Source organism: Neoactinobaculum massilliense (assembly GCF_900604955.1).
GTDB lineage: Bacteria > Actinomycetota > Actinomycetes > Actinomycetales > Actinomycetaceae > Neoactinobaculum > Neoactinobaculum massilliense.
The window spans coordinates 234,820-250,507 of the sequence record NZ_UWPE01000001.1; the positions used below are offsets into that span (position 1 = coordinate 234,820).

A 15,688-nucleotide genomic window follows, 5' to 3' on the forward strand; every position below is an offset into this window, starting at 1 on the left:
ACCTCTGCCGTGCGGGTCACGGCGTAGCCGGTCTCGCTGTCATAACATTATGGGGATATTCGCGCGATCGGAGAATAATGAAGCTTTTTGTCCAGGTACCCTGCCTGAACGAGGAAAACACGCTACCCCTCGTTCTTAACAGCATCCCGCGGGAGATCCCCGGCATCGATTCCGTGGAAATTCTCATTGTGGATGACGGTTCCACGGACCGCACGGTGGAAGTGGCTAAGTCCCTCGGCGTCCATCACTTTGTGCGCCACGCCCGCAACCAGGGGCTGGCACGGTCCTTCCATGACGGCGTTCAGTACGCCCTCGCGCACGGCGCGGACATTGTCATCAATACGGATGGCGATAACCAGTATCCCCAGGAGCGTATCCCGGACCTGGTGGCCCCCATCGTGGCCGGCACTGCGGACATTGTGATTGCTGACCGCCAGACGGCCAAGATCGCGCATTTCTCCCCGTTCAAGAAGCTCATGCAGCACGTTGGCTCCCAGGTAGTCAATCGCGCGGCCGGTACCAACCTCCCGGATGCTGCCTCCGGATTCCGCGCCTACTCCAAGCTGGCGCTCTACCGCCTCAACGTGGTGACGCAGTTCTCCTACTGCATGGAGACCATCATCCAGGCCGGTAATAAGCACCTGCGCATCGCCTCGGTCCCCATCACCACGAATCCGAAAACGCGCGAATCGCGCCTTTTCTCCAACATCTTCCAGCACATGCGCAAGAGTGGTGGGGCCATCATTAAGAGCTACCTCATGTTCAAGCCCTACGTGCCGCTCGGGTGGATGGCCGCGATCACGGGCATCCTGGGCGTGGTGCCCTTCATTCGCTTCCTCGTGTTCGCGGCTCGTGGCGAGAGCGCCGGGCACATTCAGTCGCTCATTTTCGGGTCCGCCATGCTGGTGGCGTCGCTACTGTCCCTCGCCATCCTGGTGATAGCGGACCTGCAGCGCACCCAGCGCACGCTTTTGGAGCAGCAGCTTGAGGCGCTCAAGGAACTCCGCTTCGGCTCACCGCGCATGAACCGGTCCGTCAGCTCCTCCGGCGAGGTGGTGGAGCCCAACGGCCTGCCGCCGGTTTCGGAGAAGCACCGCTCGCTTGCTGGCGGCATGGACACGGTGGTGGATGCTGACGCACCGAGCTCGGAGGAATGATGCGGATCCTCGGCTTCGGCACCTATGACGTACGCTCTCACCCGCGCGTGGGCGTTATTCTGGACGGTCTGCGCGCCCACTCCCACACGGTCCGCGAACTCAACCGTCCGCTCGGGGTGGACACCGCCGCGCGAGTTGAGGTACTGAAGTCGCCACTTGCAGCGGTGAAATTCGGATGCCGGCTGGCCGGGCGCTGGGCCTCGCTTGCATTCGGCTCACTCCGTTTCCGGGGCCATGCCGCGCCCGACGCCGTTGTGGTTGGCTACCTGGGCCACTTCGACGTGATACTGGCTCGCCTGCTTTTCCCGCGTGCCACGATCGTTTTGGATCACCTCATCTTCCTGTCGACGACGGCGCAGGACCGTCACCTCGGGGGAGGGATGAAAGACCGGCTGCTCGCCGCGCTGGACCGGTTGGCACTCTCCCGCGCGGACATCATTGTGCTGGACACACCGGCACACGCGGACCTGCTTGACGCCGAGCAGCGCCAGCGGGCCGTCGTGGTCCCCGTGGGTGCGCCGGATACGTACTTCGCAGCGCGTGATCATCACGCAACCGTGGCGCCGTCGTCGGTCATTTTCTACGGCCTCTATACCCCGCTCCAGGGGGCACCCACCATCGCGCGGGCACTGGCCATCCTGGAGCAGCGCGGCGTGGACCTGGGCGTCACGCTGGTGGGCACCGGGCAGGATTACGCCGAATGCCGCCGGATCCTTGAGAACACGGGTGCGCACGTGCACGTCACCTGGCGCGACTGGGTGGATGCGGACGAACTCCCGGCTGTTGTAGCGCAGCACGACGTGTGCCTGGGGATTTTCGGCACGTCGGACAAGGCGCTGCGCGTGGTGCCGAACAAGGTGTACCAGGGTGCGGCCGCCGGCTGCGCGGTGGTGACCTCCGATACGGCGCCGCAGCGGGCCATGTTGGGGGACGCGGCGATTTACGTGGAGCCGGGCAATGCAGAGGCGCTCGCGGATGCGCTGGCCGGGCTGAACACAGAGCGCATTGACCAGCTGCGTCGGGTCGGGGCCGCTCGCGCCGACGCCGCGTTTACCGCCACGCGGGTGGTGAGCGAGCTGGATCTGGAACTGCGGCGCGTGCGGTGATGTCTCGGCGTCGGTTTACCGCCCTCACGGCTGCTCTTACCCTCTGCTTCCTGGTGTGGCAGGCACTCTGGGCACTCACCACCCGTCCGTTTGGCACGCCCGACGAGCCCATGCACGTAAACTCGATTATTCGCGTGGCGAGTACCGGCGAGTGGCCCGAACCAGGTGAGGCCTACCTGGATAAATCGATTTTCCGGGCATCTCACCAATCGGGGCTGTTGCAGGCGGGATGGCAGGATTTTGGGCACAGCCATAAGACATCCACCCGCCTTGGTGCTCCCGCCCTCTATGCGAGCGTGCCCGTAGCACCGCACCGGCAGCGGGAGCCGTTGGGCAGCACGCATCCCGTGGTGACCGATCAGTCGCATGACCAAATGACGCAGCATCCGGCGCTTTACTATCGGTTGGCCGGCGGGGCGCTAGCCGCGGCGGGAGGCCTGGATTGGCCGTGGGACCGCCAACTCCAATTTTTGCGGCTGTTCTCCGTGCTTCTCACCGCGCCGCTGGTGCCGTGCACCATCTACACGGTGCGGCGTATGGGGGCCAGCCGTTCCGGTGCGCTCCTCTCCTCGACACTGCTGTACGCACTGCCGCAGGTCATGTTTGTGACGGGTGCGGCCTCTAATGATTCCCTCGCCATTGGCGCGGGTGCGCTTGTCATGGCGGGCGTGGCGTCTGCCATGTTCGGGCGTGGCGGCTGGATGACCGTGTGCGTGACCGGCGCGGCGCTAGGACTATCCCTCTGGACCAAGGGAACCACGATCCCACTCGGTCTTGTGGTTGGTCTCGCGTTTCTTCTTAACCCGAAACTCGGGTGGCGGCGCGGAATTACACGTGGTGTCAGTGCCGGGCTGCTTGGTCTCATCCTGGGCGGGTGGCCCTGGATCCACAACTTCCTCCTCTACGGAAGATTCCAGCCCTCGGGTGGGTCGCGGCCCGCCAACGCAACCCCCGGCACCGATGTGCCGCACCTGGTGAACGGTTCCGCACAGCGTTTCCTCTCCACATTCTGGGGTGATTTTGGCGGTGACAACGTGGTCAGCCTGGCACTGCAGGTGGTGGGTACCGCGGTACTTGTAGGCATCTTTGTACTGGCCTTCACCCGCCAGTCCGGAATACGCCTGCGGCTTGCTAATTTCCTCTGCTACCCGGTAGCGGTGCTGGGGGTATTGATGGCGGGCGCCTGGGAAACGTTCCGTGCAACGGGGGCCGTGACCGGTATGCAGGGCCGCTACCTCTATCCGGGACTGGTGGGTATCGTCGCGGCACTCGCGGCGGCCTGGGTAGGCCGGCCGGCCGTGGAGACCGACCGGGTGGTACTTTTGCGTCGCTGCTGTGTGGGCGTGGCAGTACCCTTGCTTATCGCCGTACATGCGTGGCATAGGCAGGCTATTAACACGTATCCATTGGTGGAAACCGGCATTGTCAGAATCAACCAGTCACGCTGGGCAGAGGTGCTGGGTGTGGGTCAGGGCCGCATCGCCGTGTTGCTCGTCGCTGGGTTCATCGCGCTAATAGGTGTGATAGCCGTGTGCGCGGTGGCCACGCGTTACTCGGTGCGTATAGAGGCCGCCCAGATTGAAGCGCGGCCACATTCAGAGAGGGTATTCGGGTAGTGACTAGTCGGCTAAACCACGTCATCCTCGCACATGACACACCCGGTACGTCATCGCACCCGGGCGCTGCACCGACGGGACTGTCACGGTCGGGTTTCCGCTTCGGCGTCGTACTTCTCACCTTCGCCTACCTCACCTGGGTGTTCGCGTGGGCTTTTACCTCCGCGCCGTTCCGCACCCCGGATGAGCCCGCCCACTACAACTCGATCCTGCGTATCGCCTACGGAACGGGGGACCGGTGGCCCGCCCCCGGGGATGCTTACATGTATCGGGACGTGCTGGATGCGGCGCGGGAATCTGGCGTGCGAAAGATTGGTGCGGAGGATTTTAATCACCGCTCGCGGACACCTCTCTCACAGGCGGCCGAATGGTCCTTCTATGACACGCCGGTTGTCTCCCATACGGATCGCACCGTCCCACGCGCCACTGTCACCACGGACGTAACGGACCAAATGACGCAGCATCCGCCTCTCTACTATGCGATGGCTGCCGGTGTGCTGCGCATCGCCGGTGCGCAGAATTGGCACTGGGATTCGCAGCTTCTCCTGCTGCGCGGATTTTCAGCGCTGCTTACCCTGCCGCTGGTGCCGTGCCTGGCGTTTACGCTGCGGCGTATCGGTGTCGGACGTGCAGCCGCGCTGGTCGGGGCCTCCGCGGTCTTCCTGGTTCCACAACTGGCGCTGGTGAGCGGTTCGGTTACGAATGACACGCTGGCCGTTGGTGCCGGCGCACTCACTATCGCGGCGTGCGCGGCGGCGATGTTCACGCCCGGGCGCCGCACCATCCTGTGGGCGGGGTTAGCGCTGGGATTGGCGCTGTGGACAAAGGGTACCCTCATCCCGCTGGGACTGGTGGTGTTTCTGTCCTTCGTGCTCAACCCGCGTCGCGGGACGCTGATGCGTCGGGCCGGACAGGGCATTGCCGCGGGCCTCATAGGTCTGGCCGTGGGCGGCTGGTGGTGGGCGCGCAACCTGCTCCTGTACGGCGCGCTCCAGCCCGACGGCTACGGCCGCACCGCCGTGAACTCGGGCGGCACCATGAGCCTCCCCGCCTTCATCTGGCGTTCGTGGCGTGAACTGACCAACTCTTTCTGGGGAGATCTGGGCTGGGTGGAGCGTCGCCTCCCCGTCGGACTGCTGTGGCCGCTGATCTACGGGGCCGTGCTCCTCACTGGCATTGCGCTGGTGCGCCACGCGGAGAAACGGTGGCGCTTGCTCAACCTGGATCTGTTCACGGTGGCGCTGTGGCTCGTGCTATTCATCCAGGCCTGGCACCAGTACCGCGCGCTCGGCACCATCTCCGGCCTGCAAGGGCGCTACCTGTTCCCAGACATGGTGGGCATTCTGGCCGTGTGCATGATGGGCTGGCTGGGGCGGCGTAGTCCCGTCCCGCGCTGGCGCCTGGGAGCGGCGGGCCTACTTTCAGTGGCCGTCGCGGTGTACGGGTACGTGTTCTGGGTGCGTAATCTCTACCCGGCCGGTGCCACCGGGGTCGACGTCGAGCGGTGGGCCGCCGTCATCGGACTACCCACCGGGGCACTGGCAGCCGTGGTAGCGGGGGCATCCCTGGCCGTACTGGTGCTGCTCGGTGTGGTAATCGTGGCGGCACAACTTGAGCCAACCATGGCGCACTCCGGGACCACCAGGCCCGTGGATGTGATTGAGCGCGCGGGTGCGACGTCGTCGAACCCACAGGGGACCGGACAACCCACAGCGGCCGGATGAAATGCACCGCGATGCCGATGCATGGGTGCGCGGTGCGCTACGGTGGAACGCGGCTCGTGCGCGCTAGGCCCGCGCTGAATCGAGGAGGAAACATGAAGTGGATGGTCACCGGATCGAATGGAATGCTGGCACAGGATGTGTTGGCACGCCTCGCGGACCGAGAAGCCGAGATCGTGGCGTTTGACCGCAAGGAAATGGATATCACGGACCCCGTGGCCGTGCGTAAATTTGTCACGGACGTGGATGTGGTGGTCAATCTGGCTGCCTACACGGCCGTGGATGCCGCGGAGGAGAATGAGCCCGCGGCCTTCACGGTGAACGCCACCGGGCCGGAGGTACTGGCGCGGCGCTGCCGGGAAATCGGAGCCACGCTGGTGCACATTTCCACGGACTACGTGTTCGGCGGGGAGGCCACGGAACCCTACGGCGAAAATGACCTTATGGAGCCGCGCTCCGCCTACGGGCGCACCAAGGCCGCCGGCGAGTGGGCCGTGCGCGCCAACGCGGATAAGTACTACATTCTGCGTACCGCCTGGCTGTACGGCGCGGGCGGAAAGTGCTTCCCGAAGACGATGGCATCCCTCTCCCGAACCCATGACCGTCTCTCCGTGGTGACGGACGAGTTTGGCCAGCCCACCTGGACCGACGACGTGGCTCGTCTCATCCTCGAGGTGGTGGACAAGCACGTGCCCTACGGTACCTACCACGCCACCTCCACGGGCAAGACGAACTGGTGGGAGTTCACCCGCGAAATCGTGCGCACACTCGGCAAGGATCCCGAAATGGTCGGGGAGACCACCGCGGCCGCCTTTGACCGGCCCGCCCCACGTCCGCACTTCTCCGTGCTGGATCACGGCGCGCTTGAAGCCGTGGGCATCGAGCCGATCGGGGACTGGCGTGAACGCTGGCAGGTGGCCGCGCCCTCCGTACTCGCCGACTTCCTCGAAAAGTAGGTCCACGTGCAGAAAATCCTCGCCGGCCTTCAGTCTCGGCAGTTCCGCACCGGCTTCCTGCTGGTGGCGATCATCGCCGCCGTGTGGGCGCTGGCGAAAAACTGGGATGGTGTTGCGCAGGCTGTGGGGCGCATGCCCTGGTGGGCGTCCGTGGTGGCAATCGCGGTCTCCTTCGTGTATGTTCCGCTGACCATGCTTTCCTGGCGTGCCGTCCTGAACGACGCCGGTGAGCGCGTCCCGGATAAGGTTGCGCGTCGTATTTTCTACTCGTCCCAGGTGGCCAAGTACCTTCCTGGCGGAGTGTGGAACTTTGTGGCCGCCGCGGAGATTGGCGCCGAGTACTCGATCACGCGTCGGCGCTCTTTCTTCGCGCTGCTCGTATCCATGGCCGTATCGGTGGGCACCGGGGTAGCTTTCGCCGTGCTGGCAATTGCGCTCGGTCCGCAGGGCGCCATGGATTCTTACCTCTGGATGCTCTGGGTGCTGCCGGTGATCCTCGTGTGCCTGACCCCGCCGGTGCTTAACCGGGTGATTGGGCTGGCGCTGCGCGTTCTTCATCGGGAGGCACTGGAGTCCAGCCTCACCTGGAAGGGGACGGGCGTGGCCGTGTTCTGGTCCTGCTTGTCCTGGCTGGCCGTGGGTGTACAGCTGTGGATCATGCTCACGCAGATGGGGATGGAGGCCACCGTGCCCACGTTCCTACTTGCCACCGGTGGGTATGCGCTCGGCTGGACCGCCGGGTTCCTTGTGTTCTTCGTGCCCGCCGGGGTGGGCGTGCGCGAGGTGGCGCTGGGAGCCGTACTGGCCACCGTGGTGGGGGCCGGTGTGGTGGTGGCCGTGGTGCTGCTCAGCCGTGTATTCACCACTCTGGCGGATGTAGGCCTGGGCGTCACCGCCTCCGTGCTCATGCGGAAGGATCATCACCGCGGCGGCGAAGAGGCGGCCACCATCGAGCGGGCCGAGGAAGAGATCGCCACGCAGGCCGGCTTCCTCTCCGAGCGTAGACCGCCCGAGTTTGAGTAGGGTGCGCGTTCGAATTGATTCGGAGCTACCCCTGAGTTAGCCTCATGGTGGTAGCAGGGGATGCGATTGGCCCCAGAGCACCACATCGGAAAGCCCGCGTAAGCGGGCTTTTGCGTTGTCTGGGTCCCTCAGAACTCGTGGCCGATGCGGCCCAGGCGCCCGCGGAAGCCGTCGCCCAAACCCCGCCGGAGCATGTGGCGCCGCTCCTTCCCGCGCCCGGCCAGCAGGGCATTAAACGCCACGTATTTCCCGGCCCACCACGTATACCGAACCCGCCAGCGCCACGGCATGATCCCGCGCCGCACCATAATGATCGTGTTCCGCAGAATGTAGTAATTGCGGATCGGACCGTGCACGTGCACCGGCTGGGCGCGCCCGGGGAGCATCACCACGTCGTCGCCGAGGGAGTGATGTAGCCGCGCAGCCGGCACGCACACCAGCCGGAAGCCGGCCGCTCGCGCCCGCAGCCCCCACTCCAGGTCCACGTGGTCAATGAACATTTGCGAACGCATCAGCCCCACGCGGCGCAATGCGTCCATGGAGATGAGGCAGCCCGAGGCGATGAGGAAAGCGACGTCGAGGATGGGCTGGGCCAGTTCCTCCGGATAGGCGCGCTTGGGCGCCCAGGCACGGGCCACGTACACCAGCTCGTCCCCGCCCTCGCGGTCCTCCGCGGGAAGTGGTCCGGCCGCGCCGATGGCGGGATCCGTGGCCATGCCGGCCAGGAGCGTGTCCACCATGTTCGGTGCGGCCACCGAATCCTGGTCGGAGAGCAGCACGTGGGTGGTGCCAAGCTCCCGCGCCCTCTCGATGCCCACGTTGGTGGCGGCGGCAATGCCCGCGTTCTGTCCCAACGCGACCACTTCGGCGTCGTACGAAGCAGCGGCCTCCTGGACCCGCGCGAGAACATCGGCGCGGGATCCGTTGTCCACCACCACCACGCGCTCCACCTGGGGTGCGAGTGCGGCAAGCTGCTCGCCCAGTGGGCCGGGGTTGTAGGAAATGAGTACAGCGACGACGTGGGCCCGCACAGTGGCGGGCCCAGCCTGGTGCAGCATGTGCTTACTCATCGAGCCAGTGAATGAACGCCTTCGCGTCCTCATAGGAGGGGAGCAGACCGGATTCTTTGGCTTCGGCCAGGGTCGGGGCTGCGGTGTCCTTCTCAGAGAGGAGCAGCTCCAGCTTGGAGCCATCGCGCGCTGTCTCCGGCAGGGGCAGGTTGATGTCCTTGTCCAGTGGGCTGATGCCGTGTTCGCGGCCCGGATTGAATTCGGCGTTGCACAGGTAGAGCGCTACCGAATCATCCTCGAGAGCGATGAACACGTGCCCGAGTCCCTCGGACAGGTAGATCGCATTGCGGTCCTTATCATTGAGCAGCACGGAATCGTACTGGCCGAAGGTGGGGGAGCCCACCCGGATATCCACGGCGAAGTCCAGAATGGCGCCCTTGGGGCACATGACGTACTTGGCCTGGGAGGGGGCCACGTCCGCGAAGTGGATGCCGCGCACGGTGCCCGCCTTGGACACGGAGATATTCGCCTGGCGCAGCTCCAGCTTGTGGCCCACCGCCTTCTCAAATTCGGAGGACTTGTAGGCCTCGAGGAAAATCCCCCGCGAATCGGGGAAGTGCTTGGTGGTCACCTCAAAGGCGCCGGGTACGGATAGCTCACGAATTTCCATAATTCTCCTCTTTACTAGTCAATCGCCGGGTTGGGTTCGGTGGGCCCCTGCTCCAGCAGTGAGAGCAAATACTCGCCATACCCGGACTTCTTGAGCTTCTCACCGCGTTCGCTCAGGGCGGCGTCGTCCAACCACCCCTGCCGCCACGCGGCCTCCTCGGGGCAGCCGACGGAGAGTCCCTGCCGAGCCTGAATGGTGCGAACGAACGAGGTGGCGTCCGCGAGCGAGGCAAACGTGCCGGTGTCCAGCCAGGCGGTGCCGCGATCCAGTACCTCAACGGAGAGCTTGCCCTGCTCCAGGTACACGCGGTTGACGTCCGTGATTTCATACTCGCCGCGGGCGGACGGCTCGAGGGACTTGGCGATGTCCACCACCGAGTTGTCGTAGAAGTAGAGGCCGGGCACCGCGTAATTGGACTTGGGGTGGGCCGGCTTTTCCTCGATGGAGAGTGCCTTGAAATTGGAATCGAATTCGACGACGCCGTAGGCGCGCGGGTCCGACACATGGTAGGCGAATACTGCACCACCGTCCGGGTTGGTGTTGCAGCGCAGGCGGCGGCCCATGGTGGGGCCGTAGAAAATGTTGTCGCCGAGGATGAGGCCGGCCGGTTCGTTGCCAAGGAACTGTTCGCCGATGACGAACGCCTGGGCGAGCCCGTTGGGGACCTCCTGGACGGCGAACTCAAGGTGAATGCCGAACTGGGAGCCGTCGCCGAGAAGACGATGGAAGGCCGGTGCGTCCTCCGGGGTGGTGATCACCAGGACGTCCCGAATGCCGGCCAGCATGAGGGTTGAGAGCGGATAGTAAATCATCGGCTTGTCGTACACAGGCACCAGTTGCTTGGAGGTGCCGAGTGTAACCGGGTGAAGCCTCGTGCCGGACCCGCCGGCGAGAATAATTCCACGCATAGTGACATTGTGGCCCATCTATCCGGCTCGCGGGGGCGCCCGGGAGATTCGTAACGATGCACAGTCGCTCCGATCGCCGGCGACGCCGCGTCCTCGCCGCCAACGAAGCTGGCCTCCCAGCGCCTTCCCAGTGCCCTCCGGGCGTGTTCTCAGTAGCGGACTTTCGCTTGACTTTGTGTGTATGACACGGGTGTAATTTAGGCAAAGAACGAAGGAGAGACATGGGACAGTCGCGTGGCCTGAGGCCCGCGGGGGGCCGGGCGGACATGTCGGCCAGCGCGGCACAGCAACTCATGCTTGGCATCTTCGATCTGGGATACCCCAAGGCAGGAGAAGATGGCCTCGCCTGGCAGGAGTATGCGCTGTGCGCACAGACGGATCCGGATCTCTTCTTCCCCGAAAAGGGTGGCTCCACGGCCCCCGCTGCAGCCATCTGTGAGACATGCCCGGTGCAGCAGGAGTGCCTGGAGTATGCACTGAGCCATGACATTCGCCACGGTATCTGGGGCGGTATGTCCGACAATGAACGGCGGCGCGTGGTCAAGGCGCGGCGGCGCGGCCAGGGCGCTTAGTGGCCGGTCTCGATCGTGACTCGGTGGCGGCAATTGTGGTGTCGCGGCCGGAATCTCCGTATCTAGCACGCACCCTGACGGCACTGGGCGCCCAGTCCGTGGCGCTCGATGAAATTCATGTGGTGACGCCGCGCGGTGACGAACCGATGGCGCGCGGCGGCGGCCGGGTGGATCCGGACCTCATGCGGCGCGTGGTGCGCCACGAGAGCCCGGCGCGTACGCTCGGCGCGGCCGTCAACGACGTGTTGAAAAACAGTAGTGAGGCTACGTGGCTGTGGGTGCTGCACGACGACGCCGCCCCCACTCCCGATGCGTTGGACCTTCTACTGCGTGCGGGTGAAACGGCGCCGGCGGTGGGCGCCGTCGGAATGAAGCAGGTGGCGTGGGATGATCCTGCCAACCTTCTTGAGGTGGGGATCCGTGCCACTCGAAGTGGGCGGCGCGTCCCCGAAATTGAGGAGGGGGACCGGGACGGCGGACAGCTGGACCGGCGCAGTGACGTACTGGCGGTGGGGACCGCCGGAGTGCTGCTGCGGCGGGAGGCCCTGGAGGCGGTAGGCGGTTTCGATCCTTACCTGGGGCCCTTCGGCGACGGTCTGGAACTCGGCCGGCGCCTGCGGGCCGGTGGCTGGCATGTCATCGTGGAGCCGCGGGCCGTGGTGGCCCATCGCCGCGCCTCCTTCACCCCGCGTCATTCCTTCGGCCGGCGCCGGGGTGCCCAGCTCTACAACGCACTTTTGGCCGCACCCGCACCCGTGGTACCCCTTGCATTTATTGGTTATCTCCTGCTCGCACCCGTTCGCGCGGTGGCACGGCTGCTCACGAAAGAACCCGCGCTGGCGGCCGGGGAACTGGGCGGTGGGTGGCGTCTGCTCACCTCCGTGAGGCTTATCGGCGCCGGACGGCGCCGGCTGCGGCGTGCCGAGCGTGCGGGTTCGCGGAGTGTGGGTTCGCGGGACACGGATACCGGCCGCACGGTCGGCCGGGCGGCGCTCGCCCCCCTGGAGGATTCGGCGAGCGCCGTGCGCCGAGCACGCCGGGAGCAGCGACGGGTGCGGCGAGAATCCACCGTGCTCGGTGCGCAACCGGATCCGTTGGAGCTGGCGGCACGGGCCCGGTGGCGGGCACAGACCCGGCGCGGTGGGCTGTTGGCGGTATTAATCGCGGGTGTGGCCGCTGTGGTTGGTACCGTGCATCTTTACGGCGCCTCCCGCGTGACGGGTGGGGCACTGCTGGCGGATTCCGCCACGTTCCCCGAGCTTCTCCGGGAGGCAAGCCACCTGTGGTTGGCCTCCGGTGACGGCATGCCGGGCCGTGTGGATGCGCTCTGGGTGATGCTCTCCCCGCTACTGGCGGTGGGCACCCCGTTTGGATGGACCCTGGGCGGCATGGCCACGCTCATTCTTTACTGCGCACTACCGCTGGCCGCGCTTTGTGCTTTTATGGCCGCCGGCGTATTTACGCACTCCCCGCACGTGCGGGCGGCCGCGGCGCTGCTATGGGCTTTCGCCCCGCCACTGCTGGGTGCCTGCCAGGCAGGTTACGTGGCGCCCGCAATCTTCCATATTCTGCTACCGCTTGAGCTGGCCGCGCTGGTATCCGCGTGGCGGGCGAGTTCGCGGCGTGCCGCGGGCGCCTCCCAGCCGCGCACGGTGAGTCTGGGTGTTGCGGCGCTGGTGGGGGCCTACCTCGCGGCGTGCGCCCCGGTGGTCCTGGTGATATTGGTGATCGGCGCGCTGGTGGGGGCACTGCGCTTCCGCCGCTGGCGGTGGTGGTGGATTGCGGTACCGGCGTGGGTGCTGGTGGCGCCGGCGCTCGGCACGTCCTGGCGCGTTCTCTTCGCCACACCGGGTGCCACCATCGGTGTGACCCCTAGTTTCTGGCAGCTACTGGCGTTGCAGCCGGTTTCGACGACGTCGATTGCCGGCTCGCGTGCTCACCTGGTTGCGGTGGTGATAGCCGGGGCAATCCTGCTGGTGGCCATCGCTGCGCTGCTCCGGCGCGGCCACTGGCGGGGCATCCGAGCCGGCTGGCTACTCGCGGCGGGCGGACTTGGCTGGGCTGTGGCCAGCCGGGCTGTCAGCGTGGGTGCGACGCCGGAAAGCTACGGCACGGTGGGTGCCAGCGCATGGACCGGCATTGGCTTGAGCGTCGCAGCGGGCGGACTGTGGATGGCAATTGCATGTGGCGGTGACGGGCTACGCACGGACCTGAGAAACCATGCGTTCGGATTCCGCCACCTGGGCGCGGGGTTGATGGCCCTGGTGGGCGGAATAGCCGTGGTGGGTAGCGGCGCGCTGTTTGCCGCCGGCATGGCGACGGGCGCGGCGGCATTCGGTGCCAGCGCGTCCCCGATTCCGGCGATCGCCGCGGCGGAGCAGTCCACCAATCAGCGGGCACGTGTGCTGGTGCTCACGGAAGCGGCCCACGGTATTCACGCTGAGGTGTGGCGCGAGGACGGGCCCCAGTTAACCGAGGCCACCATGGCATCCGCTGCGGCCACCGCGGATGCTCTCGCACAGGGCGCCCCGCGTTCCGATGAGGCCTCCGCGCAGCTCGCATCCGCCACGATGGATTTACTGGCCGGCGTGACCGATGCGGCCGACGCGATTGGGCAGCATGGCATCTCCGTCATCCTGGTGCCGGCGGGCGAATCATCGAGCCTGGCCGCAGGCCTCAATGCGGCGGGAGGTCTGCAGTACGTCACGGCGAACTCCACCGGCGCCTTCTGGCGCGTTTCCCCGGTTTCAGCTCCCCGCCCCGCCCGCCTCACCCTCAACGGTCAGGTAATCGACTCCGGCCGTGTGGGAGCGGAAACCACCATTCCCGCTGGAATGGATGGTGCCCTGTGGCTTGCCGAGCGGGCGTCGAGTGGCTGGGAGGCCACCCTGGACGGACAGCCGCTGCAGGTACGGGAGAGCACGTGGAACCAGGAGTGGGATGTGCCGGCGCACGCCTCGGCGGCACAGCTCAGTATCCGCTATCGGCCACTCCAGGCCGGGCTACTGGATGTAGCACAGCTGCTTGCGGGCGGGGCCGCCGTTGTTGCCGCAATTCCCATGCGCCGCGGAAAGGTGAGTGACTAATGCGTATTTTCACCGCACCTGCATCCGCTTCCCGGGCGGTCCGCGCGGGAGAACGCCGTCGTCGGTTCATCTCCGGGCTGGCTGTCATCGCGGCGCTCGCGGCGGCCGGGGGAGCCGCGGTTCTGGTGCGCCCGGCATCGCGGGAACCCGTGGAGATTCCCGTTGTTGCGGCCGCCGGCGCGCCGGTCCAGGTAGCCTGCGGCGGGCAGTTCTCCAACCAGTTTGAGGGCGGCGTAAGTGCCCAGGATATTACCGAGGACATTGTGCATACGTCCGCCCTGCTCGCCACCGGTACCGGATCGGTCAGTGGACCCAATGGGCTCACGAGCGGGGAGGGTAGCGTCGTCGCAACCACAAACGTGGGTGCCGGCTACTATCACACCGAGGGCACCGGCATCACGCTAGCCGGTGGCGCCACATTCCTCGCGAAAAACGGGGATGCGCGCGGCCTTGCGGTCAGTCCGTGCGTTACGCCGGAACGGGACGCGTGGCTGGTGGGTTCGGCGTCGGGCGTGGGGCATACGAACGTGCTCTACATTACGAACCCGGGTGAGCGCGCGGTGACCGTGTCTATTGAGGCATTTGGTGCGGCGGGCCCGCTGGACCTGGGGAGCGCCACCAGCGTGAGTGTGGAATCCGGTGCCACGATGCGATTCGGGCTGGACGGCCTGATTCCCGACGATCCGCGTATCGCCCTGCATCTCACCACGAAGGCAGGCGCCTTCGGCGCCGTACTCCAATCCGGGGAACTAAACGGTGCCACGGCGGCCGGCGTGGACGTGATTCAGCCCTCGCAGCCGGGGGATACCTCGGTGATTCCGGGTATCACCGTTTCCGACGCCGCCCCCGTGCTGCGCGTGGTCAACCCGGGCCGGGATACCACGTTTAGTCTCACGCTATACGGGCCGGACGGGAAAGTAGAGGTGCCGGGCACCGCCGATGTGCCCATCAGCGCATCGGCGGTACTGGACCTTAGCCTGGGCGGTGTTCCCAAAGGCAGCTACACGGCCGTGGTGACCGGTTCCGGTCAGCTGGCGGCGGGGGTACAGAACGTAGCGGGCAGTTCGCCGCGCGATGTCGCCTGGATCCCCGCCACCGCCCCGACCACCCGTGGCGGCGCGGCCTGGGGCGAGGGGCTGACCGGCGTCGTTCAACTCTACTCAACAGAAACGGCGGCCCCCACGGTGGAGAGCTACCGGGCGGACGGAACACTGATCCGCACCGATACCGTGGCCGTGCGCACGGCGGGCTCCCTGTCGCTGCCGGAGGATACCGCCAGCGTGATAGTTCGAAGCGAGATCCCCGTGTACGGGACCGTGAATCTCTCCGCCGGTGTGGAGGGCGGCACGGGTATCGCGGCGATCGGCCTCACCAGCGCGCTGGATTCCACCGATCGCGCCCGCATCTCGGTGGCGAACTAGGACTGCATCCAGTCGATATCCTCCGGATGGGAGCCGATGGCGGCGGCGACCGCATCGGTCACCACATAGTGCAGGAAAATGCGCGGCTCGGGGGAGTGGGCGGCCTCCTGCTGGATGGGCCAGCGATAGAACACAATGCGCCCGTCCAGTTTTCCGCCCCGCTCGAAGGGGAGATAGCGCGCCAGCGGTGAGCGCTCCTCCCACGGTGCCGGATCCTGATCCGGCACGTTCATGACGCCAAAATCCATGCGCTGAAGCTCGGGGAGACGGTGACGGTACATGGCCAACTCATAGGCAATAACATCCGCGAACTGGTCCCCTCGCGTCCGCCAGGCGGGCAGCGAAAAGGGGAGGACAGGCCCGCGCAGACCGCGGCCGTGCCGGTCCCGCCGGCGGCCCTGAGAACGGGGAGGAATGACATCACGCATGTGCCACAGCGTAG

Annotated in this window: 13 protein-coding genes; 9 read left to right on the top strand and 4 right to left on the bottom strand. The window is 66.1% G+C overall.

The window, feature by feature from the left end; genetic code table 11:
- Positions 1-77 precede the first annotated feature (77 nt).
- The 6 genes from EIH27_RS00985 to EIH27_RS01010 all read left to right on the top strand — a co-directional run bounded on the left by EIH27_RS00985 (position 78) and on the right by EIH27_RS01010 (position 7,579).
- On the top strand, positions 78-1,157 hold the full coding sequence (locus tag EIH27_RS00985; RefSeq protein WP_124039134.1) for a glycosyltransferase family 2 protein: 1,080 nt from the start codon (positions 78-80) through the stop codon (positions 1,155-1,157).
- Positions 1,154-2,263, top strand: coding sequence for a glycosyltransferase (locus tag EIH27_RS00990; protein WP_124039135.1), 1,110 nt, complete (start codon positions 1,154-1,156; stop codon positions 2,261-2,263). The genes EIH27_RS00985 and EIH27_RS00990 overlap by 4 nt, the downstream gene beginning before the upstream one ends.
- Complete coding sequence (locus tag EIH27_RS00995) at positions 2,263-3,879, top strand: DUF2142 domain-containing protein (RefSeq protein ID WP_241152992.1); 1,617 nt, start codon at positions 2,263-2,265, stop codon at positions 3,877-3,879. Before EIH27_RS00990 ends, EIH27_RS00995 begins: the two co-directional genes overlap by 1 nt.
- Positions 3,879-5,603 (top strand): DUF2142 domain-containing protein, encoded by a 1,725-nt coding sequence (locus tag EIH27_RS01000; protein WP_164461568.1) that lies wholly within the window; start codon positions 3,879-3,881, stop codon positions 5,601-5,603. The genes EIH27_RS00995 and EIH27_RS01000 overlap by 1 nt, the downstream gene beginning before the upstream one ends.
- Before the next feature lie 92 nt (positions 5,604-5,695).
- Complete coding sequence (gene rfbD / locus EIH27_RS01005; protein ID WP_124039138.1) at positions 5,696-6,556, top strand: dTDP-4-dehydrorhamnose reductase; 861 nt, start codon at positions 5,696-5,698, stop codon at positions 6,554-6,556.
- 6 nt (positions 6,557-6,562) lie between these two features.
- Complete coding sequence (locus EIH27_RS01010) at positions 6,563-7,579, top strand: lysylphosphatidylglycerol synthase domain-containing protein (protein ID WP_124039139.1); 1,017 nt, start codon at positions 6,563-6,565, stop codon at positions 7,577-7,579.
- A gap of 128 nt (positions 7,580-7,707) precedes the next feature.
- Here EIH27_RS01010 and EIH27_RS01015 read toward each other — a convergent pair whose 3' ends face one another.
- From EIH27_RS01015 to rfbA, 3 genes are read right to left on the bottom strand one after another with little or no spacing between them, the layout of a single operon-like run.
- The gene (locus tag EIH27_RS01015; protein WP_241152923.1) at positions 7,708-8,649 is read right to left on the bottom strand and encodes a glycosyltransferase family 2 protein; all 942 of its coding nucleotides are present in this window, start codon (positions 8,647-8,649) and stop codon (positions 7,708-7,710) included.
- Complete coding sequence (locus EIH27_RS01020; RefSeq protein ID WP_124039140.1) at positions 8,642-9,259, bottom strand: dTDP-4-dehydrorhamnose 3,5-epimerase family protein; 618 nt, start codon at positions 9,257-9,259, stop codon at positions 8,642-8,644. Before EIH27_RS01020 ends, EIH27_RS01015 begins: the two co-directional genes overlap by 8 nt.
- A gap of 14 nt (positions 9,260-9,273) precedes the next feature.
- Positions 9,274-10,167, bottom strand: a complete 894-nt coding sequence (gene rfbA, locus EIH27_RS01025) for a glucose-1-phosphate thymidylyltransferase RfbA (protein ID WP_124039141.1) — start codon at positions 10,165-10,167, stop codon at positions 9,274-9,276.
- 293 nt (positions 10,168-10,460) lie between these two features.
- On the opposite strand from rfbA, the gene EIH27_RS01030 reads away from it, so the two are divergent.
- From EIH27_RS01030 to EIH27_RS01040, 3 genes are read left to right on the top strand one after another with little or no spacing between them, the layout of a single operon-like run.
- Positions 10,461-10,739: a WhiB family transcriptional regulator gene (locus EIH27_RS01030; RefSeq protein WP_124040084.1), complete on the top strand. Its 279-nt coding sequence runs from the start codon at positions 10,461-10,463 to the stop codon at positions 10,737-10,739.
- Entirely contained in the window at positions 10,739-13,825 is a 3,087-nt protein-coding gene (locus EIH27_RS01035) for a glycosyltransferase (protein ID WP_124039142.1), read from the top strand. The genes EIH27_RS01030 and EIH27_RS01035 overlap by 1 nt, the downstream gene beginning before the upstream one ends.
- A complete protein-coding gene (locus EIH27_RS01040; protein WP_124039143.1) occupies positions 13,825-15,246 on the top strand; it encodes a DUF5719 family protein in 1,422 nt (473 codons plus the stop codon). The genes EIH27_RS01035 and EIH27_RS01040 overlap by 1 nt, the downstream gene beginning before the upstream one ends.
- On the opposite strand, the gene EIH27_RS01045 is transcribed toward EIH27_RS01040, so the two are convergent.
- The gene (locus EIH27_RS01045; protein WP_124039144.1) at positions 15,243-15,674 is read right to left on the bottom strand and encodes a metallopeptidase family protein; all 432 of its coding nucleotides are present in this window, start codon (positions 15,672-15,674) and stop codon (positions 15,243-15,245) included. The two genes, EIH27_RS01040 and EIH27_RS01045, sit on opposite strands and share 4 nt — an antisense overlap.
- Positions 15,675-15,688: the final 14 nt, after the last annotated feature.

Excerpts from the sequence above, each read along its gene's own strand:
- EIH27_RS00985 (WP_124039134.1), top strand. The coding sequence starts at position 78 with ATGAAGCTTTTTGTCCAGGTACCCTGCCTGAACGAGGAAAACACGCTA.
- EIH27_RS00990 (WP_124039135.1), top strand. The coding sequence starts at position 1,154 with ATGATGCGGATCCTCGGCTTCGGCACCTATGACGTACGCTCTCACCCG.
- EIH27_RS00995 (WP_241152992.1), top strand. The coding sequence starts at position 2,263 with ATGTCTCGGCGTCGGTTTACCGCCCTCACGGCTGCTCTTACCCTCTGC.
- rfbD (WP_124039138.1), top strand. The coding sequence starts at position 5,696 with ATGAAGTGGATGGTCACCGGATCGAATGGAATGCTGGCACAGGATGTG.
- EIH27_RS01015 (WP_241152923.1), bottom strand. The coding sequence starts at position 8,649 with ATGAGTAAGCACATGCTGCACCAGGCTGGGCCCGCCACTGTGCGGGCC.
- EIH27_RS01020 (WP_124039140.1), bottom strand. The coding sequence starts at position 9,259 with ATGGAAATTCGTGAGCTATCCGTACCCGGCGCCTTTGAGGTGACCACC.
- rfbA (WP_124039141.1), bottom strand. The coding sequence starts at position 10,167 with ATGCGTGGAATTATTCTCGCCGGCGGGTCCGGCACGAGGCTTCACCCG.
- EIH27_RS01030 (WP_124040084.1), top strand. The coding sequence starts at position 10,461 with ATGCTTGGCATCTTCGATCTGGGATACCCCAAGGCAGGAGAAGATGGC.
- EIH27_RS01040 (WP_124039143.1), top strand. The coding sequence starts at position 13,825 with ATGCGTATTTTCACCGCACCTGCATCCGCTTCCCGGGCGGTCCGCGCG.
- EIH27_RS01045 (WP_124039144.1), bottom strand. The coding sequence starts at position 15,674 with ATGCGTGATGTCATTCCTCCCCGTTCTCAGGGCCGCCGGCGGGACCGG.